16 protein-coding genes and 2 pseudogenes are annotated in these 19,726 nt (G+C 62.2%); 8 read left to right on the forward strand and 10 right to left on the reverse strand.

What is annotated here, in order from left to right:
* Nucleotides 1-137 precede the first annotated feature (137 nt).
* Nucleotides 138-1,580: a SulP family inorganic anion transporter gene (locus HU719_RS05700; protein ID WP_186519939.1), complete on the forward strand. Its 1,443-nt coding sequence runs from the start codon at nt 138-140 to the stop codon at nt 1,578-1,580.
* A gap of 70 nt (nt 1,581-1,650) precedes the next feature.
* Here the strand turns inward: HU719_RS05700 and HU719_RS05705 are convergent, their stop codons facing one another.
* The 5 genes and pseudogenes from HU719_RS05705 to HU719_RS05720 form a co-directional block, all read right to left on the reverse strand.
* Nucleotides 1,651-3,084: a hypothetical protein gene (locus HU719_RS05705; RefSeq protein ID WP_186519940.1), complete on the reverse strand. Its 1,434-nt coding sequence runs from the start codon at nt 3,082-3,084 to the stop codon at nt 1,651-1,653.
* A 144-nt stretch (nt 3,085-3,228) separates the two neighbouring features.
* Nucleotides 3,229-3,366: pseudogene (locus HU719_RS23840) on the reverse strand (IS110 family transposase); the annotation flags it as partial.
* A gap of 146 nt (nt 3,367-3,512) precedes the next feature.
* Nucleotides 3,513-5,624 carry an elongation factor G gene (gene fusA / locus HU719_RS05710; protein ID WP_186536048.1) on the reverse strand — a complete coding sequence of 704 codons (2,112 nt, stop codon included), beginning with the start codon at nt 5,622-5,624 and terminating at the stop codon, nt 3,513-3,515.
* Between the two features lie 71 nt (nt 5,625-5,695).
* Nucleotides 5,696-6,124: a hypothetical protein gene (locus HU719_RS05715; protein WP_186536046.1), complete on the reverse strand. Its 429-nt coding sequence runs from the start codon at nt 6,122-6,124 to the stop codon at nt 5,696-5,698.
* Nucleotides 6,125-6,232: 108 nt separating this feature from the next.
* Nucleotides 6,233-6,586, reverse strand: coding sequence for a DUF3757 domain-containing protein (locus HU719_RS05720; RefSeq protein WP_186519943.1), 354 nt, complete (start codon nt 6,584-6,586; stop codon nt 6,233-6,235).
* 219 nt (nt 6,587-6,805) lie between these two features.
* On the opposite strand from HU719_RS05720, the gene HU719_RS05725 reads away from it, so the two are divergent.
* Nucleotides 6,806-7,108 (forward strand): hypothetical protein, encoded by a 303-nt coding sequence (locus HU719_RS05725; RefSeq protein WP_186519944.1) that lies wholly within the window; start codon nt 6,806-6,808, stop codon nt 7,106-7,108.
* 3 nt (nt 7,109-7,111) lie between these two features.
* Here HU719_RS05725 and HU719_RS05730 read toward each other — a convergent pair whose 3' ends face one another.
* On the reverse strand, nt 7,112-8,362 hold the full coding sequence (locus tag HU719_RS05730; protein ID WP_186519945.1) for a 2-aminoadipate transaminase: 1,251 nt from the start codon (nt 8,360-8,362) through the stop codon (nt 7,112-7,114).
* 251 nt (nt 8,363-8,613) lie between these two features.
* Nucleotides 8,614-9,513 carry a transcriptional regulator GcvA gene (gene gcvA, locus HU719_RS05735; protein WP_186519946.1) on the reverse strand — a complete coding sequence of 300 codons (900 nt, stop codon included), beginning with the start codon at nt 9,511-9,513 and terminating at the stop codon, nt 8,614-8,616.
* Nucleotides 9,514-9,766: 253 nt separating this feature from the next.
* Between gcvA and HU719_RS05740 the strand changes: the two genes are divergently transcribed.
* Nucleotides 9,767-11,152: an amino acid permease gene (locus HU719_RS05740; RefSeq protein WP_186536045.1), complete on the forward strand. Its 1,386-nt coding sequence runs from the start codon at nt 9,767-9,769 to the stop codon at nt 11,150-11,152.
* Between the two features lie 277 nt (nt 11,153-11,429).
* On the opposite strand, the gene HU719_RS23845 is transcribed toward HU719_RS05740, so the two are convergent.
* Together HU719_RS23845 and HU719_RS23850 are read right to left on the reverse strand one after the other, a co-directional pair.
* Nucleotides 11,430-12,296 carry a methyl-accepting chemotaxis protein gene (locus HU719_RS23845; RefSeq protein ID WP_422631739.1) on the reverse strand — a complete coding sequence of 289 codons (867 nt, stop codon included), beginning with the start codon at nt 12,294-12,296 and terminating at the stop codon, nt 11,430-11,432.
* Nucleotides 12,291-13,391, reverse strand: a pseudogene (locus HU719_RS23850) (nitrate- and nitrite sensing domain-containing protein); the annotation flags it as partial. The pseudogene HU719_RS23850 and the gene HU719_RS23845, both read right to left, overlap by 6 nt.
* A gap of 311 nt (nt 13,392-13,702) precedes the next feature.
* On the opposite strand from HU719_RS23850, the gene HU719_RS05750 reads away from it, so the two are divergent.
* Nucleotides 13,703-14,398: a glutathione S-transferase N-terminal domain-containing protein gene (locus HU719_RS05750; RefSeq protein ID WP_186537388.1), complete on the forward strand. Its 696-nt coding sequence runs from the start codon at nt 13,703-13,705 to the stop codon at nt 14,396-14,398.
* A gap of 33 nt (nt 14,399-14,431) precedes the next feature.
* On the opposite strand, the gene HU719_RS05755 is transcribed toward HU719_RS05750, so the two are convergent.
* On the reverse strand, nt 14,432-16,048 hold the full coding sequence (locus HU719_RS05755; RefSeq protein ID WP_186537389.1) for an inorganic phosphate transporter: 1,617 nt from the start codon (nt 16,046-16,048) through the stop codon (nt 14,432-14,434).
* A 125-nt stretch (nt 16,049-16,173) separates the two neighbouring features.
* Here HU719_RS05755 and HU719_RS05760 point away from each other — a divergent pair, with 125 nt between their 5' ends.
* The 4 genes from HU719_RS05760 to uvrC all read left to right on the forward strand — a co-directional run bounded on the left by HU719_RS05760 (nt 16,174) and on the right by uvrC (nt 19,726).
* Complete coding sequence (locus HU719_RS05760) at nt 16,174-16,605, forward strand: GNAT family N-acetyltransferase (protein ID WP_186537390.1); 432 nt, start codon at nt 16,174-16,176, stop codon at nt 16,603-16,605.
* Nucleotides 16,606-16,734: 129 nt separating this feature from the next.
* A complete protein-coding gene (locus tag HU719_RS05765; protein ID WP_186537391.1) occupies nt 16,735-17,127 on the forward strand; it encodes a helix-turn-helix domain-containing protein in 393 nt (130 codons plus the stop codon).
* A 128-nt stretch (nt 17,128-17,255) separates the two neighbouring features.
* A complete protein-coding gene (gene gacA / locus HU719_RS05770; protein WP_186523190.1) occupies nt 17,256-17,894 on the forward strand; it encodes a response regulator transcription factor GacA in 639 nt (212 codons plus the stop codon).
* 8 nt (nt 17,895-17,902) lie between these two features.
* On the forward strand, nt 17,903-19,726 hold the full coding sequence (gene uvrC / locus HU719_RS05775; protein WP_186537392.1) for an excinuclease ABC subunit UvrC: 1,824 nt from the start codon (nt 17,903-17,905) through the stop codon (nt 19,724-19,726).

A 19,726-nucleotide genomic window follows, 5' to 3' on the forward strand; every position in this document is an offset into this window, starting at 1 on the left:
CTTGCCGGTTGTGAATCACAACGGCGCAAATCAATGGGTGATGGTTGCCGCCTGACAAATTCCGTAACATCGCGCCCTCGATTTCAAGCCACCCCACACGTCACGCTCCAGCGCGCCGTGCTGCTCACAGGACCTTCATGAAACCCGCTCGTCTACGCGCCGACCTGCTCGCCGGCCTTACCACCTCGTTTGCGCTCGTGCCCGAGTGCATCGCCTTTGCCCTGGTGGCGCACCTCAACCCGCTGATGGGCCTTTATGGGGCCTTCATCATTTGCACCCTGACAGCGCTGTTTGGTGGCCGCCCCGGCATGATCAGCGGCGCTGCTGGCTCCATGGCGGTGGTGATCGTGGCGCTGGTGGTCCAGCACGGCGTGCAGTACCTGCTGGCCACGGTGCTCTTGGGCGGGGTGGTGATGATGCTGTTCGGCGCCCTGCGCCTGGGCAAGCTGGTGCGGTTGGTGCCGTACCCGGTGATGCTCGGCTTCGTCAACGGCTTGGCCATTGTCATCGCCCTGGCCCAGCTTGAGCATTTCAAGGAGGGCGAGCATTGGCTCAGCGGCATGCCGCTGTACCTGATGATTGGACTGGTGGCGCTGACCATGCTGGTGGTCTATGTGCTACCCAGGCTCACCCGTGCGGTGCCGCCGGCTTTGGTGGCAATCCTGGGGGTTGGCCTGGCGGTGTATCTGCTCGGCCTGCCAACGCGAACCCTTGGCGACATGGCCCACATCGCCGGCGGCCTGCCGGCACTCAAGCTGCCGGACGTTGCCTGGAATCTCGAGACCCTGAAGATCATCGCGCCCTATGCCCTGCTGATGGCAATGGTCGGCCTGCTGGAAACCCTGCTGACGCTCAACCTGACCGACGAAATCACCGAAAGCCGGGGCTTCCCTGACCGTGAGTGCGTGGCGCTGGGGGCGGCGAATATGGTTTCGGGGTTGTGTGGCGGCATGGGCGGCTGCGCGATGATTGGCCAGACGGTGATCAACCTCAGTTCCAACGGGCGCGGGCGGTTGTCCGGCGTGGTCGCAGGGGTGATGATCCTGCTGTTCGTGTTGTTCTTGTCGCCGCTGATCGAGCGCATACCGCTGGCTGCACTGGTTGGGGTGATGTTCGTGGTCGCCCAGCAGACATTCGCCTGGGCCTCGTTGCGGGTGCTGCACAAGGTGCCGGTCAGCGATGTGCTGGCGATCATCGCGGTGACCGTGGTGACGGTGTTCACGGACCTTGCCACCGCCGTGCTGTTCGGCATCGTTATCGCGGCGGTCAATTTCGCCTGGCAGCATGCACGCGAGCTGTACGCAGACAGCCACGAAGATGCCGAGGGCAGCAAGCACTACCACGTACATGGCACGCTATTCTTTGCCTCGACCACGCCGTTTCTGAACCAGTTCGACCCCGCGGCAGACCCGGCCAACGTCACCTTGGACTGCCAGCACCTGAGTTTCGTCGATTATTCGGCGGTGGCGGCGTTGCAGACCCTGCGTGAGCGTTATGCCAAAGCGGGCAAGCATCTGCGTGTGGTGCATTTGTCCGAACGCTGCAAGAAGCTGCTGAAGCGGGCAGGGGAGCAGCACTAGGGTCTGTCCGGCCAACTCCGAAGTCACCCTGGCCAGCCCGGAGCAGCCTTGCCTGGGCCTGCGCGCGAGATCATGGTTTTGCGGGAGCGGGCGCTGGTGTCCTGACGCCGGGCGAGGGCGCCGCTACCTCACTGAACACCACCCCCATCTCGGTCAGCAACTCGGCGCGGGTGGCGGCCGAAGAGTCGCGGTAACCGCTCAGGTCACGGTATGCCGTCAGCGCCTGGGTTGTGGCCAGATCCCTTGTCCCTTGGCGCCATAGCCAGGGCAGCAACTGCAATCGTGCCCGGATCTGGTCAGAGGGGCTGTCGGCCGGCAGATGGTCGATCATGGCCACCGCTTGGTCCAGCAGTGCTGGCTCGGGTTGTTTCAGGCCCGCTTGCCGGGCCAGGTCCAGGAGCTTGGCCAGGGTGCTGATGTCCTCAAGGCTGCGCGGCGTGCCGGCGGCGGGTTCCAGGGCCTGGAATGCCTGCCGGTAGCTGGCGCTGAAGTCCTGGTGGGCTTGCCACTGCAGTTGAGCCACCTGCTGCCAGGCGCTGGCCTGCTCCAGCGCAGATTGCTCGATCGGGCGTTCGGCGAAATAGCGCGCGGTGGGCAGGTCATTACGCTGGCTGGCATCCTCGATCAGCTTTGGCCACAGGCGGGCGCCGTAATGGGTGTTGCCGTCCTGGGGCGCGGCGGCGAGCAGCGCATAGGCTTGGTCCGGGGCGCCAGTGATAGCCAGGCGGGTCATGTTCAGATAGGGCGTCAAGGGCTCTGGCAGCGAGGCTCTGCCGGCCTTGAGCGCCAACAAATTGAGCTGGCTGAGGACGTAGCCATTGCGCGAGTCGCGCAGTTGACCGGTGGCCTCGATCCCTTGGTCGACAAAACCCAGAGCCTGGGTCTTGTCGCCCATTTTCAAGGCCAGCTCGGCCAGGCCGAGCCAGTTGAAGGCGGCATTTTCTCGATCGCGCGCAAGGGCCTGGGTCACCGGGCTGATCATCCAGCTGCGGGTATGTTGCGGGCTGCGCTGCATCGCGTAGATCATCCGGTCGTAACTGCCGAGCTTGTGCGCATACTCCAGCGCCAAAGCAAGCAACGCACGGGCCTGTGTCTCGTCGCCCGCGCCGCAGTAGTGCAGTGCCAGCCACATGAAGGCTCCGGTGCTGGCGGTGCTGTCACGCTCGGCCTGTTGCCGGGCAATGTCCAGCGCCTGACCCAGCAACGCTTCACGGCGCGCCGCGCTTACCTGTGGCAGCTCTGCCACTTCCACCAGCCGATAGGGCTGCGAGCCAGCATAAAGACCGGCGATGGTGTTGAGGGCGTCATCGACAAAACCGGCCCTGGCCTGGGCCAGCGGGAGTGATGAATCAATATTTTTCTCCTGGCCGGCCTCGAGCAGCACGGCACGGGCCGCCTGGTGCCAGTCGTGGCGGGCGATCAGGGTCTCGGCATTGCTGGCATGGGCAAGCAGTGGCAGGCAGGTGAGCAGCAGGGTGGTCAGCGTCCGTGCGAGGGGGTTCAATAGCGGGTCTCCGAAGGTTTAACGAGTAGGGTGGCAGGCTAGGTTTTGTACGTAAAGTGCCTGCACTCGGCCATGCTGCGTTAAAAACCAACTTGTCTGGCCGTCGCGCAGACACATTTCAGACAGACCCTAAGGTCAGTCATCCATGCGGTTACTGGCAAAACGACTGGGCTCGGTTTCTTTCGCCACGATCGCCGTAGCAATGATGGGGCCGACACCGCGATTGCGTCTTCCTTGGCTGTCGTTTTGAGCCGCCTGCTCAGACCTGCTGTGGAAGGCAGAGGATTGTGCTTTGAACTATGCTTTTTCATGGACTCGCCCCCGCTGCCGTTGGTTTCTTCGAACGCCACCGTGGCACTGTGATGCCTCGGCGGGGGCGAGTCCATCGATTACAGGGGCGTCAAGGCGCGATATAGAGCAGGCAAACATCACTCCCCACGGTTCTTCTTCACAATCCCCTCGGCAATGTTCGCCGGGGCCTCGGCATAGCGGGTGAACTCCATCGAGAAGCTCGCCCGGCCCTGGCTCATCGAGCGCATCGAAGTGGCATAACCAAACATCTCGCCAAGCGGCACCTCGGCCCGGATCACCTTGCCTGCGGGGGTCTCGTCGCCGTCCTGAATAATCCCGCGGCGGCGGCTCAGGTCACCCAGGATATCGCCCTGGTATTCCTCGGGTGTGACCACTTCGACCTTCATCACCGGCTCAAGCAGCACCGCGCCGCCTTTCTGTGACAGTTGCTTGGTGGCCATGGAGGCAGCGATCTTGTAGGCCATTTCGTTGGAGTCGACGTCGTGGTAAGAGCCGTCGAACACCGCAGCCTTGAGGTTGATCAGCGGGTAGCCGGCGAGCACGCCGTTCTTCATCTGCTCCTCGATGCCTTTCTGGATGGCCGGGATGTATTCGCGCGGCACCACGCCGCCGACAATCTCGTTGACGAACTCCAAGCCTTCCTTGCCCTCGTCGCCCGGTGCGAAACGGATCCAGCAATGGCCATACTGGCCGCGCCCGCCCGACTGGCGCACGAAGCGCCCCTCGATCTCGCAGGTATTGCGGATCTTCTCGCGGTACGCCACCTGTGGCTTGCCGATATTGGCTTCGACGCTGAACTCGCGGCGCATGCGGTCGACGATGATGTCCAGGTGCAGCTCACCCATGCCAGAGATGATGGTCTGCCCGGTCTCTTCGTCGGTGCGCACGCGAAACGAAGGGTCCTCCTGGGCCAGTTTGCCCAAGGCGATGCCCATCTTTTCCTGATCGGCCTTGGTTTTGGGTTCCACCGCCACTGAAATGACCGGGTCCGGGAAGTCCATGCGCTCAAGGATGATCGGTTTTTCCAGGTCGCACAGGGTGTCGCCGGTGGTCACATCTTTCATGCCGATCAGTGCGGCGATGTCGCCTGCGCACACGTCCTTGATCTCGGCGCGCTGGTTGGCGTGCATTTGCACCATGCGGCCGATGCGCTCCTTCTTGCCTTTGACCGAGTTGAGCACTGCATTGCCTGAACTGAGTACGCCGGAATACACCCGGGCGAAGGTCAGGGTGCCGACGAACGGGTCGGTGGCGATCTTGAACGCCAGGGCTGAAAACGGCTCGTGGTCGTCGGCATGGCGTTCCAGGTGCCGGCTTTCGTCGTCGGGGTCGGTGCCCTTGACCGCCGGGATCTCCGAGGGCGCGGGCAGGTAGTCGATGACCGCGTCGAGCATCAGCGGCACGCCCTTGTTCTTGAACGACGAGCCGAGGATGGTCGGCACGATTTCATTGGCGAGGGTGCGCTGGCGCAGGGCCGCTTTTATTTCCTCCGTGGTCAGCTCTTCACCTTCGAGGTACTTGGCGGTCAGCACGTCGTTAGCCTCGGCGGCGGCTTCGACCATATGGTCGCGCCATTCATCAGCCAGTGCCTGAAGCTCTGCAGGGATGGCCTCTTCGCGGTAGCTGGTGCCGTTATCGGCATCGTTCCAGTAGATGGCTTTCATCTTCACCAGGTCGATCTGCCCAACGAAGTGTTCTTCACTGCCGATAGCCAGCTGGATCGGCACCGGGTGATGGCCCAGGCGCTGGTCGATCTGCTTGACCACCCGCAGAAAGTCCGCACCCTGGCGGTCCATCTTGTTGATGTAGGCCAGGCGCGGCACGTTGTATTTGTTGGCCTGGCGCCAGACCGTCTCGGATTGCGGCTCCACCCCGTCGGCACCGCTGAACACCACGACCGCGCCGTCGAGCACGCGCAGCGAGCGCTCTACCTCGATGGTGAAATCGACGTGGCCGGGGGTATCGATGATGTTGAAACGGTATTTGTCGGCGAACTGCTTGGTCGAGCCTTGCCAGAACGCCGTGGTAGCCGCAGAGGTGATGGTGATGCCGCGTTCCTGCTCCTGCGCCATCCAGTCCATGGTCGCTGCACCGTCATGCACTTCGCCCATCTTGTGGTTGACCCCGGTGTAGAACAGGATCCGCTCGGTGGTAGTGGTCTTGCCGGCATCGACGTGGGCGACGATGCCGATGTTGCGGTACAGCTCGATGGGGGTTGTGCGGGCCATGGCGGGTCACCTGCAGGTGAGGATTAACCCACGGTAGCAGAGCCGGGGAATCCTGCCGTGGCCGCCGTCGGTCAGTCGGCGAGCAGCTGTAAATGCCACTGGCCATCGCTTTCGCGGGCCAGGCCACTGGCTGGCAGCAGCGCCAGCAGGCGCGCGTGCAGGGAGGGCTCGGTGAACGACGTGAGTGTGTTCATGTCGAGTGGGCCGACAGTGACCAGGTCGGCCTTGGTGTACGACAACCAGGCTTTTTTCAGCATCAGCAGCACATCGCTGCCGGCGGTATTGGCAAAGCGCCGGTTCAGCGTGCGGCCTTCGATTTCGAAGGTGTGGCGGTGGGTGTAGCCGGCTTCGTCGCCTGCGCGTTCGATGCAGCGGTGGCAGCGGCAGGCGCCATCGGCAAAGGCATTGCGCAGGTAATTGTTGAAGTCCACGACGGGCTTGAGGGTCAGGCGTTTGTCGACCTCGAACAGGTCGGCGATCATGGGTTGTTCGGCGCTCACTCGGTATCCTCGCGTGGTGGGGCATGCATCGGCGGGCACAATACCAGCCGACGCACGCTTGGACCAACGCTGATTGAGGCTGCTAGCCCCTGGTAATACCAGCTTTGATCACTTGAAGGTGCAGTCCGCAGGGTTGGCAGACTTGCAGAAGTTGTTACTCCAGTTACCTTTTGCCGGTTGTTTGGACGCTTTGAGCTGCATGCGAGCGCCGCCACGTTCATCGGCTTCGTAATCGCAGAGCACGGCACCCTCTTTGATTTTTACAGCGGTGAACTTGAACGTCTTCAGGTCGTGTTCGTCGGCCATCGGGTTTTCGCCCGTCCAGCCCCCGGCTGCCATGTAGGCAAAGCCGGTGCCCTCGGGCTTCTGGGTGACTGTCGAGGCTTCAGGGCAGGATTGGGCGACGGCCTGGCCGGCAACCAGCAGCAGGGCGACAGCAGGGAACAGCGTGAACTTGAGCATTTACGGATACCTTGGCGATTGGATGAGGTAGCCATGCTATTGAAACGGCTGTCCCGCCATAATTGGCAGTTGCGCATAGAGGCTGTGGGACGAGTCGCCAGCACAGGTCAGGCAGGGCCTTTAAATCAGGGGAGTTGGTTTTTTTTCTCGCAGCGGCGCCAGCACTGCCTTACTCTGGCGGCCTTATTGGCACATGCCGTTTTGTCGAGGACACAGAGTTTGAGCAACAAGTACCCCTACACCGCCACCGTCACTGTTAGCTGCGAGGACCGTGGTGGCGACGTCGAGGCTTCGGAAAACACCAACCAGCGCATAGGCCTGGAGGCGGTGACCGAAACCCTGAAAAAGGTGCATTTCGTCGGTACGCTCGCGGCCCCGGAAAAACCCGCCTCGCACATCTGCGTCACCTTGGACAACGGCCTCACCTATTACGGCCCGATCGTCAACGGCCATGCCGAGCTCGAAGGCGGCTGGATCGCCTTTGAATGCGACATGCTGACCCCCGAAGAGCTGGGCCTGTAACGCCTAACCCAGTTCTGCCAGGCACTGTTCGAGGATATCCAGGCCTTCCTCGAGCACCTGCGGCTCGGTGGTCAGCGGCGCCAACAGGCGGATGATATGCCGCGCCTTGCCGCTTGGCATCAGCAACAAACCCTTGCTGCGAGCGCTTTCCAGCACCTTCGCCAATTGCGCGGGCGCCGGGCTGCCGTCGGCGTTGACCAATTCGATACCGCGCATCGCGCCAATGCCGGTCAAGCGCCCGACAAAGCGGCTCAGCCCTGAAGCCTTCCAGTGCGCATGGCGCCTGACGATGGCTTGTTCCTGGCGTTCTCCCCAGGTGGCAAGGTTGGCATCGGTCATCTGCGCAAGGCTGGCCAGCGCTGCTGCACAGGCAATCGGGTTGCCCGAATAGGTGCCACCCAGCCCGCCCTTGGGCAACGCGCCCATCAGTTCTGTGCGCCCCACCAATGCCCCCAGCGGCATGCCGCCAGCGATGCTCTTGGCCAGCAATAGTAGGTCAGGCTCGATGCCAAGCCGAGGGAAGGCGAAGCGCTGGCCGGTGCGGCCGAAGCCGGACTGGATCTCGTCGATGATGATCAGGATGCCGTGCTCGTCGCAAAAGCGCCGCAGCGCCTGGGCGAACGCCGGGTCCAGGGCGAGGAAGCCGCCTTCGCCCTGGACCGGTTCAACAATGAACGCAGCCACGTCTTCCACCGCCAATTCCACGCTGAACAGGCGCTCCATGGCCTTGAGCGCCTGTTCGCAGGTGACCCCGGTGTCGGCACTGGGGTAGGGCAGGTGATAGACCGGCCCGGGCAGCTCGCCGACGCGCTGCTTATAGGGCGCGACCTTGCCATTGAGGTTGAGGGTGGCCAGGGTGCGGCCGTGGAAAGCGCCGTCAAAGGCGATGATGGCGCGCTTGCCGGTGGCGCCGCGGGCGACCTTCAGGGCGTTTTCTGCCGCTTCGGCACCGCTATTGGTGAGCATGCCCGCCAGCGGGTAGCTCAACGGCACGAAGCTGCGCAGTTGCTCCATCAGGTCCAGATAAGGGCCGTGGGGCGCTGCGTTGAAGGCGTAGTGGGTCAGGCGCGTGGCCTGTTGCTGGATGGCTTCGACCACAGCCGGGTTGCAGTGGCCCAGGTTGAGTACCCCGATACCGCCAACAAAGTCGATGTAACGCTTGCCGGTCGTGTCCCAGACTTCGGCATTGCGGCCATGGGAAAGTGTGATTGGGTGAACGATGGCGATGGATTGACTGATACTTTCCTGGTTCATGTGCACGCGGGCCTTGTTCGAGTTTGTTTATATCCAAACGCGCGGCGGGGTTGCACTGCAAACGAATTAATGGATTGCGATCATTCCTTGGATTCGCGAAGTTGTGCTTGCTGTTGATCATTGGTGCAAGCCTGTACCGCCCCCATCGCAGGCTGGCGCCAGCTCCCACAGGAATCTGCAGGCATCAATATCGCGGCTCTGCACGGCCCCTGTGGGAGCTGGCGCCAGCCTGCGATGAGGGCGGTACAGGCTTATGCGTACTCGTCCGCCACCCGTTCGCCAATCCACTGCACGAATGCGCGCACCTTGGGCACTTCGGCAGCGTGTTCGGCATGGGCCATGAAATGCCGGCCATTGCTGGCCACCGGGTGGTCCCAGGCGATCACCAGCTTGCCTTCGGCAAGCTCCTCGGCCACCAGGTAGCGCGGGATGAGCGCAATACCGCAGCCGGCAATAGCGGCGCGGATGCACAGGTAGAACGTGTCGAAGCGTGGCCCGTGGTAGCTGTTCTGGCTATGCAGGCCCAAACCCAGAAACCACTCATGCCAGGCCTCGGGGCGCGAAGCGCATTGCAGCAGGCGGTGCGCAGTCAGCGCCTCGGCGCTGGTAAAGCGTTGCTGGGCCAGCACCCCAGGCGCGCACACCGGCACCACGGTTTCGCTGAACAGCTCGATGCAAGTTGCCCCCGGCCAGGTGCCCTGGCCAAAAAAGAAGGCGATGTCGGCCTTGGCCTGCACCAGGTCGAACGGCTCCAGTTCGTTGCGAATGTCCAGGTGAATGCGTGGGTGGCGCTCGCCAAAGCCCTTGAGCCGAGGTACCAGCCAACGCGCTCCGAAGGTTGGCTGGGTGGCGATGCGCAGCACTTCGGTCTCATCGCCGTAGCTGAGGATGTAGCGGCTGGAAATATCGATCTGGGTGAGGATCTTGTTCACTTCGGCCAGGTACAGCGCACCAGCCGGCGTCAGGTGCAGGCGCCGGCGGATTCGCTGGAACAGCGGGTGCGCAAGCATGTCCTCCAGTTGCGCCACCTGCTTGCTCACCGCGCTCTGGGTCAGGTGCAGTTCCTGGGCTGCGCGGGTGAAGCTCAGGTGCCGGGCAGCGGCTTCGAAGCACTGCAGGGCGGTGGTGGACGGCATCAGGCGTTTGGACATGGCAGTGCGTTAACCCGGCAAAATGGAAGGAGTTCATTCGCTATTGGAATGATGTGCTTCGAAAAGGTCGTTTGTTGACCTTGCCTCATAGATTAATACTGATCTGCGTCAACAATGACAACCGGTCATGCGAAGAGGAGGGCAACACCGCTACCGGCGTTATACAAAAACAACAAAGTAGTTATCCGACTTACAGAATTCTGCTTCAACTTTCAGCCGTCGGTACGGCGGCCGACCCATTCGAGGGTTCCCCATGGTATCGCCCAACAACAAGAAACAGCGTTCCCTGCAACATGGCCTGACCTCCCGTCAGGTGTCGATGATTTCCATCGCCGGCATCATTGGCGCGGGGTTGTTCATCGGCTCCTCCAATGCCATCGCCACCGCTGGCCCGGCCATCCTGATCTCCTACGCAATGACCGGCCTGCTGGTGCTGCTGGTAATGCGCATGCTCGGCGAAATGGCCATCGCCAACCCCAACAGCGGCTCGTTCTCCACCTACGCATCCGAAGCCATCGGCCCATGGGCCGGGTTCACCATTGGCTGGCTGTACTGGTGGTTCTGGGTGTTGATCATCCCGGTCGAGGCCATTGCCGGCGCTGACATTCTTCACGCCTGGTTCCCTGAAGTGCCGTCGTGGCTGTTCGCATTCCTGATCATGCTGGTGCTGTCGTGCACCAACCTGATCAGCGTGAAGAACTTCGGTGCCTTCGAGTACTGGTTCGCATTGGTCAAGGTGGTTGCGATCATCGCCTTCATCGTGGTCTGCAGCCTGGCAGTGTTAGGTTTCTGGCCGCTGGCCGAGGTGTCGGGCGTCAGCCGGCTGTGGGATAGCGGCGGGTTCATGCCCAATGGCTTTGGCACGGTGCTGGGTGGGGTGCTGATCACCATCTTCTCGTTCTTTGGTGCCGAGATCGTCACCATCGCCGCAGACGAAACCGCCAACCCGAAAGAGAAGATTCGCCGCGCCACCAACCTTGTGGTGTATCGCATTGCCATCTTCTACCTGGCGTCCATCTTCCTGGTGGTATCGCTGGTGGCCTGGAACGATCCCGAACTCAAGGCGGTAGGTTCGTTCCAGCGTGTGCTCGAGGTGCTCAACGTGCCGGGTGCCAAGCTGCTGGTGGATATCGTGGTGCTGGTGGCGGTAACCAGTTGCATGAACTCGGGGTTGTACACGGCTTCGCGGATGCTCTATTCGCTGGGTGCGCGCGGGCAGGCGTTGAGCATGACCAAACGTATCTCCGGCGCTGGCGTGCCCACGGTGGCGGTGATTTTCTCGACCTTGGCAGGCTTTGCCGGGTGCCTGGTGAACTATGTGTTCCCTGGCAAGGTGTTTGGCTTCCTGCTGTCGACCACAGGCGCCATCGCTTTGCTGGTGTACCTGGTGATCGCGGTGTCGCAACTGCGCATGCGTGCCCGTGCAGAGCGTGAAGGGCGTACGCCTGAGCTGAAGATGTGGCTGTTCCCGTGGCTGACGTGGCTGGTGATCGGCACGATTGTCATGGTGCTGGGCTACATGCTGTTCAGCGATGCGTACCGCTATGAAACGCTGATGACTGCCGGGGTGACGTTGTTCATCTTGCTGGTGTCGTTGACCCAGCGGCGGGGCAAGGTGGGGGCAGTGCAGGCCGTTTGAGACAGCGGGGGCCGCTTTGCGGCCCATCGCGGCACAAGGCCGCTCCTACAGGGGAATGCGTTTTCTGTGGGAGATCACCCAGCCCTTCCGGGCTGCGCTGCCGCGCAGAGAACCGGGCAACGTGGGAACGGGCTTGCCCCGCGATGCGATGTTGGCAGTGCTATCGCTATCGCGGGGCAAGCCCGCTCCCACGTTTCGATGTAAATCAGTCAGTTAGCGTTTTTTCTGTGGGGGCGGCCTTGTGCCGCGATGGGCTGCAAGGCAGCCCCAATTGCTATCAAGCGGTACGGAACCGGCCAACCAGCTTCTGCTGATGTTCCGCCAGGCGCGCAAGCTCCTGGCTGGTTACCGCCGTCTGCTGCGCACCGGCACTGACCTGAATTACCAGATCATTGATCTCGTTGACGTTGCGGTTGATGTCCTCGGACACCGCGCTTTGCTCCTCGGCTGCCGACGCGATCTGGATATTGCGGTCGCTGATGCGTGCCACCCCTTCGGTTATCGACGCCAGCAACTCGCCGGCACGGCCAATACGGCTGGCCCCGGACTGCGCCTTGCCCAGTGTTTCGAGCATCGAGCTGCTGGCGCGGTCGGAGCCTGCCTGCAGGTTGGTGATCATCTGCTGGATATTGCCGGTCGATTCCTGGGTGCGCTGTGCCAGCGTGCGGACTTCGGAGGCCACTACCGCAAAACCTCGGCCATGATCACCGGCACGGGCGGCTTCGATGGCCGCGTTCAGCGCCAGCAGGTTGGTCTGCTCGGCAATGCCGCGGATGACGTCGAGCACCGACGAAATGGCATCACTTTCATGCTTCAGGTCGTCGATAATCGCGGCTGTCTGCTCAGCCTGGGTCGACAGTTCGCGAATCAGCTCGATGGTGCCATCGACTTCGATGCGCCCCTGTGTCGTGCTGGCGTGGATCTGCTGCGACAGGCTTGCCGCATCGGTGGTGCTTTGCGCCACCTCGCGCACCGTGGCGCTCATTTCGTTGATGGCGGTGGCCACCAACTCCGTGCTCTGGCGCTGCTGCTCGACGCTGCGGCTGGTTTGCAGGGTCACTGCCGAGGACTCTTCAGCCGCGGTGGCCACCTGCGCTGTGGCGTTGCCGATTTCCTGGACGATCTCGGTCAGCTCGTTGGCCATGCGGTTGAGGTTCTCGGCGATCTGGCCGAATTCATCCTTGCTGCGGTAGCCGGTGCGGGCGGTCAGGTCGCGGCGCGCCAGCCCTTCGAGGGCAGCATTGATGTCTTTGACCGCCTTGCCGATGCTGCCGATGATCAGCCACGACAACAGCGCCACCATGGCCAGGGCCAGCAATGCGCCGCCCAGGGTCAGCCACAGCGCCTGGTTGGCTTCGCCACGGGCGTCAGCGGCCAGCCGGGCGACGCTCTGCGCCAGGGCCTGCTCGACATCGGTCATCTGGTCTATGCGTTGGGTTGCAGTCTCGAACCAAGCCTCAGGCTTGATGCCCAGCGCATCGCCCAATGGCAGCTCGAAGGCCAGGCGTTGCAGCTTGCCCACTTCGCTTGCGGCCGCGGTCTGCTGGCTTTGCTGGTATTGGCTGAGCACCGCTGCCGGGGCCTTGCGCAGGAAGCCTTCGGCGTAGGCGGTGAACTCGCCCAGGTTGCGGCTGAAGCGCGACAGCAGCGAAGCGTCGAAGTGGCCCTGGTTGAAGGCAAGGCCGAGCAGCACGCGCTCGCGGCCAGCGCGCTCTTTCAGTTCGATGAACTGGTTCAAGGCATTCAGGGCATGGACGACGCCGGTATTGTTGACGCGGTTTTCCAGCGAGTGGGTGTAGCCGACCAAGGTCTTGATGATCTCGGTGTAGCGGGCGCCCGATTCGCCGCTGTCGATGGCCAACTTGTCGACACCCTCGCGCAAGGCGGCCAGGGTATCGAGGGTGCTGCGGACCTTGCCGATGTCGGCATCGTTCTGCGTCGGCAGGCGGTGTACGGCATCGATGGCTGCGTCGCTTTCGCTGCGCATCTGGGTAAGGCGATTGCCCATGCTTGTGCCGCGGCTGCCGATGAACACGCCGCTTGCGCCACGCTCACGTTGCAGCAGGGTAATCAGTTGGCTCAACGCCTGCGCGTTGCTACTGGCGGCGACGGTGTTTTCCATATCGCGCAGCGTGCGATAGTTGTCGGAAATATAAACACCGGCCAGTGCCAGAAAACCAAGTAATGGGAAAAAAAGAATCAACAGTAATTTCAGGCGAAGCGGCGCATTGGTCAGCATCCTTCTGGCCTCTTAGTTAGTGGAAATACGGGAGGGACGGGCGTGCGCCGCAGCACTGATCGGGTGGTGGCTCACTGCTATTATTGTACGGTCATTCAATTAACAATCAAAAGCCGAAAGCGTGTGTTGTTACAAATATTAACGCCCCATAAGTATGCGTTTGAAGTGTGTATTGATCCAAGTCAGTGCAGAGTTAAATAATTAATAAATAAAACTTGCTAATCAGCGGGGCTGGCAGCGCTGATGCGGTGATGGTCAGGCTGCCCGCAAGCCATTAGGCTGGTACCTTTTCCACTGCCAGGGTGTGCATCATGACTGACCTGTCCGCTTTTCCGATTACCCGCAAATGGCCGGCGCAGCACCCGGAGCGCCTGCAGCTCTACTCGCTGCCGACCCCCAATGGGGTCAAGGTATCGATCATGCTCGAAGAGCTCGGCATGCCCTATGAGGCGCACCGGGTCAACTTCGACGATAACGAGCAGATGAGCCCCGAGTTCGTCTCGCTCAGCGCCAATAACAAAATCCCGGCGATTCTTGACCCAGCCGGCCCAGGTGGCCAGCCGTTGGCGCTGTTCGAGTCCGGCGCCATCTTGCAGTACCTGGCCGAGAAAAGCGGCAAGCTGCTCAGCCAGGACCCGGCACAGCGCTACCAGACGCTGCAATGGTTGATGTTCCAGATGGGCGGCATCGGGCCAATGTTTGGCCAGGTGGGGTTCTTCCATTTCTTCGCCGGCAAAGACTATGAAGACAAACGCCCGCGCGATCGTTACGTCAATGAGGCCAAGCGCCTGCTCGGCGTACTTGATCGCCACCTGCAAGGCCGTGAGTGGATGGTCGATGACTACAGCATCGCCGATATCGCCATCTTGCCGTGGGTGCGCAACCTGGTGGAGCGCTACAACGCCCGTGAGCTGGTGGGTTTCGATGAGTTCAAACAGGTGCAGCGGGTGCTGGCACGCTTCCTCGAGCGCCCAGCCGTTCAGCGTGGGCTGGCCATCCCCGGCTGAGCTTGCTGAACGCGGTGCGTCGCGGCAGCCGGCTCAGAGAACCTGGTTAAGCACCCAGTACAGGCAGCCCGACAGCAGCATCGCTGCGGGCAGGGTCAGTACCCACGCCATCAGCAGGTTGACCAAGGTGCGCCGCTGCAGGCCCGAACCATTGGCAACCATGGTGCCGGCCACCCCCGAACTCAGCACGTGGGTGGTCGAGACCGGCAGGCCGAACATGTCTGCCGCACCGATGGTGCACATGGCAACGACCTCCGCCGAGGCCCCTTGTGCGTAGCTCAGGTGGGTCTTGCCGATCTTCTCGCCCACGGTCACCACGATGCGCCGCCAGCCGACCATGGTGCCAAGGCCCAGGGCGATGGCCACCGCCACCTTGACCCACAGCGGAATGTAACGGGTGGCGTCGTCGAGTTGGCGCTTGAACAGTTGCACGTGGCTGGCGGTGTCGGCATCGAAGGTCACCAGCGGGTTTTTCTCGAGCAGGCGAATCACTTCGCTGGCCAGGTACATGTCGTTGCGCACGTTGGCCATGGCTTCGGCGGGAACCCGGTTGAGCGAGCCGTAACCTTTGACCTCTTCGCCAATCATGCCGCTCAGGGCGGCCAAGGCCGGCACCAGCTCCGGGCTGGCCTGGGGCTCGGTGATGAATGCGGTCAGCACCTGGCGTGGGTCGGCCGGCGGGGCTTGTGGCGCACTGCGCACCAGTGCCTGGCGGGTCACCTCGGCGACTGCCGAGAACTGCAGGGCCTGTTCGGCGGGCATGGTCTTGTTCAGTGCGTATGCCATCGGTAGCGTGCCAACCAGAATCAGCATGATCAGCCCCATGCCTTTTTGCCCGTCATTGGAGCCGTGGGCAAACGACACGCCGGTGCAGGTGATGATCAGCAGGCCGCGGATCCACCACGGCGGCGGGGTTTGCCCTTTGGGCGCCTCGTACAGCTCGCGGCGTTTGACCAGTGCCTTCACTGCCACCAGCAACAGCGCGGCGCAGGCAAAACCGATCAATGGCGAGAACAGCAGGGCATAGCCGACTTTGCTCGCCTGGCCCCAGTCGACACCGCTGGTGCCGTCGCGCCCGTGCATCAGGGCGTTGGCGACGCCCACACCAATGATCGAGCCAATCAGCGTATGCGAGGACGAGGCGGGCAGCCCCAGCCACCAAGTGCCGAGGTTCCAGATAATCGCCGCCAGCAGTAGCGCGAAGACCATGGCAAAGCCTGCGCTGGAGCCGACCTGCAGAATCAGCTCCACCGGTAGCAGCGCGATGATGCCAAAGGCCACTGCGCCACTTGAAAGCAGCACCCCAAGGAAGTTGCACAGCCCCGACCAGACCACCGCCACCGAGGCCGGCAAAGAGTGGGTGTAGATCACGGTAGCCACGGCGTTTGCGGTGTCGTGGAAGCCATTGACGAACTCGAAACCGAGCGCGATCAGCAGTGCCAGGCCTAACAGCAAAAAGGGTGTAACCGTGGTCACGACGGTGCCGCTGGCGCTGACATCCTGCTTGAGGCTGTAGAAGGTGTAGGCCAAGCCTGCCAGCAGCAGGCCGATAAACAAGGTCAAGGTGGCGCGGCCGGGGCGCTGCGACAGTTGCGGGCGTGGGGCGAGGGCGGTCAGGGCGTCCTGGCTGACCATCGAGGGGGTTGTCATGGTGACTCCGGAAGCGTCGACGCGAAGGGGGAGGTTTCCCATCCTAGAAACAATCCATGACCGGGGCGTGACCTCGATCAAAGGAGCTTCTATTCTGCAGCCACTACTCAACCCAGCGAGTTGCCATGCCCCTTGAACTGACGGCTGCCGGTGATGCCCACTGTGCGTTCGCCCGTGACCTGACCCGGCGCGCGATGCTGCCGTACTACCAGCAGTTCGGCCTGCTGTGGGTGGAGGAGGCGTTCGACCAAGCCTGGAGCTGGCGTGAGCAATGGCTGATTCAGGACCAAGACGAGGTGCTGGGCTATTGCAGCCTGAGCCAGGACCGCCAAGCACTGTTCATCCGCGAGCTGCACCTGCTGCCCGAGCATCGAGGCCGGGGCGTGGGTAGCTGGGTGCTGGAGCAGTTGGCCGAGTGGGCGCAGCAGCGGCGCTTGCCACTGCTGCGGTTGATGGTGTTTCGCAGCAACCCGGCCCGGCAGCTTTATTTGCGCCGGGGGTTTGCCGAAATAGGCGAGGACGACTGTTTTGTGCGCATGCAGCGCCAACTGCCGTGATGCACGCGTCGGAGAGCGGCTTGAGCCGCTTGCAGTCATTGGATCCAATAGGCATAGTGCCAGCTGAGTGCGAGAGCATTCGCTCGGGTGCGGGATGCACCCGGTTTTCAGCCATCAAGGAGGCACGACATGACAGCATTTGGCCCACGTCTGAGGGAAGAGCGCGAGCGTCTGGGTATGACCCAGCGCGTATTCGGTGACGTAGGGGGTGTCGAGCCCAACGCTCAAGGCAAGTACGAGAGCGGTGAGCGCACCCCGCGCATGGACTACCTGGCGGCGGTTGCTGCTCGCGGTGTCGATGCGTTGTATGTGCTGACCGGCAAACATACCCCCGCGCCGCTCGATAGCCTGAGTGCTGACGAAGACCAGATGATCGGTGCGTTTCGCCGGCTGCCAGCTGCTGATCAGGCTGCCGTGTGGCATTTGCTCAATCGTCTGGCCGGGGAGGCCGCTGCGGACGCACCCCAGGGTATTCGTCAGCCCGAGCGGCAGATGCGCTTTCGCAACGAATTGTGCCAATAGGCCACGGGGCAACTTTTACCTGCGCGGCTTGTTGAAATAACTGCTAACACCTTCAGGACCCTAGGTCGCCATTGAAAATTTTTGTTAAGGTGGCGGGATCCAATCGCCCCCACTGACGAGGTGTCTGCTTGATAAGGGTCCTGGTGGTCGACGATCACGATCTGGTGCGTACTGGAATTACGCGCATGCTGGCCGATATCGACGGTCTGCAGGTGGTAGGTGAGGCTGACTCCGGTGAGTCCTCCCTCAAGCTTGCCCGCGAGCTGAAGCCGGACGTGGTTCTGATGGACGTGAAAATGCCAGGGATTGGTGGTCTGGAAGCAACCCGCAAGTTGCTGCGCAGTCACCCCGATATCAAAGTGGTGGCGGTGACCGTGTGTGAGGAAGACCCGTTTCCGACCCGTTTGCTGCAGGCCGGTGCCGCGGGCTACCTGACCAAAGGTGCCGGGCTCGATGAAATGGTCCAGGCCATTCGCCTGGCCTTTGCCGGGCAACGCTACATCAGCCCGCAGATCGCCCAGCAGTTGGCGCTCAAATCGTTCCAGCCACAGGGTTCGCCGTTCGACTCGCTGTCGGAGCGCGAAATCCAGATCGCGCTGATGATCGTCGGCTGCCAGAAAGTGCAGATCATCTCGGACAAGTTGTGCCTGTCCCCCAAGACCGTCAATACTTACCGTTATCGAATTTTCGAAAAACTCTCGGTCACCAGCGATGTCGAACTGACGCTGCTGGCAGTCCGCCACGGTATGGTTGACGCAAGTCTTTAAGCACCCCAATGTCTCAGACCTTTGATTCAAGCGCATTCCTGGCGACCTGCAGTGGTCGCCCGGGCGTCTATCGGATGTTCGACGCCGAAGCCCGGTTGCTTTATGTGGGCAAGGCCAAGAACCTCAAGAAACGCCTGGCCAGCTACTTCCGCAAAACCGGCCTGGCGCCCAAGACCGCTGCGCTGGTAGGCCGCATTGCGCAGGTCGAAACCACCATTACCGGTAACGAGACCGAAGCGCTGCTGCTTGAGCAGACACTGATCAAGGAATGGCGGCCGCCGTACAACATCCTGTTGCGCGATGATAAGTCCTACCCGTACGTATTCCTGTCTGACGGCCAGTTCCCACGCCTTGGCATCCACCGCGGCGCCAAGAAGGCCAAGGGCCGCTATTTCGGTCCGTACCCCAGTGCTGGCGCCATCCGTGAAAGCCTGAGCCTGCTGCAAAAAGCCTTTTCGGTGCGCCAGTGCGAGGACAGCTACTACGCCAACCGCACCCGCCCGTGCCTGCAATACCAGATCAAACGCTGCAAAGGCCCTTGCGTGGGGTTGGTGGAGCCGACCGATTACGCCGAGGACGTTCGCCATTCGGTGATGTTCCTTGAGGGGCGTAGCCAGCAACTGGGCAATGAGCTCAACGCCGAGATGGAAGCGGCCGCCATGGCCTTGAATTTCGAGAAGGCCGCCGAATTGCGTGACCAGGTGGCGTTGTTGCGCCGCGTGCAGGACCAGCAGTACATGGAAGGCGGCTCGGGCGATGTCGACGTAGTGGCCGCGTTCACCAACCCCGGCGGCGCTTGCGTGCACCTGATCAGCGTACGGGGCGGCCGGGTGTTGGGCAGCAAGAACTTCTTTCCGCAAGTTGGCATCGAGGAGGAGGTGGCCGAGGTCATGTCGGCCTTCCTGTCGCAGTACTACCTGGGCAACGCCGAGCGCGAGCTGCCAGGCGAGCTGATCGTCAACGTGGTGCATGAAGACTTCGCTGTTATCACCGAGGCCGTGCAGGCCTTGCGCGGGCTCGATCTGACCATCAGCCATCGGGTGCGCGGCACCCGTGCGCGCTGGCAGCAATTGGCGGTCACCAACGCCGAGCAAGCGCTCAATGCCCGCCTGGCCAACCGCCAGCACATGGCCGCGCGCTTCGAAGCCCTAGCCCAGGTACTGGAGCTCGACGAGGTGCCACAGCGCCTGGAGTGCTACGACATCAGCCATTCCAGCGGTGAAGCTACCGTGGCTTCTTGCGTAGTGTTCGGCCCTGAAGGTGCGCTGAAGTCCGATTACCGGCGCTTCAACATCGAGGGCGTGACTGCCGGTGACGACTACGCCGCCATGCACCAGGCCCTGCTGCGCCGCTACGGCCGTATCAAGGACGGTGAAGGCAAGCTGCCAGATGTGCTGCTGGTGGACGGCGGCAAGGGCCAGTTGAACATGGCGCGTGAGGTCATGCAGGAACTGGGCTTTACCGACCTCACCCTGCTTGGCGTGGCCAAGGGCGTGACGCGCAAGGCCGGTTTCGAAACCCTGTACCTCAATGATGTCGCCCACGAGTTCACGCTCAAGGGCGACAACCCGGCGCTGCACCTGATCCAGCAGATCCGCGACGAAGCCCACCGCTTTGCCATTACCGGCCACCGCGCCCGCCGCGGCAAAGCCCGCAACACGTCGAGCCTTGAGGGTGTCGCGGGGGTAGGGCCAAAGCGCCGACGCGAGTTGCTGAAACATTTCGGCGGGCTGCAAGAGCTCAACCGCGCCAGTATCGAAGAGATCGCCAAGGCACCCGGTATCAGTAAAAAGCTTGCCGAGTCGATTTATGCCAGCCTGCATAGCGAGTAG

Source organism: Pseudomonas farsensis (assembly GCF_014268805.2).
GTDB classification, from domain to species: Bacteria; Pseudomonadota; Gammaproteobacteria; order Pseudomonadales; family Pseudomonadaceae; genus Aquipseudomonas; species Aquipseudomonas farsensis.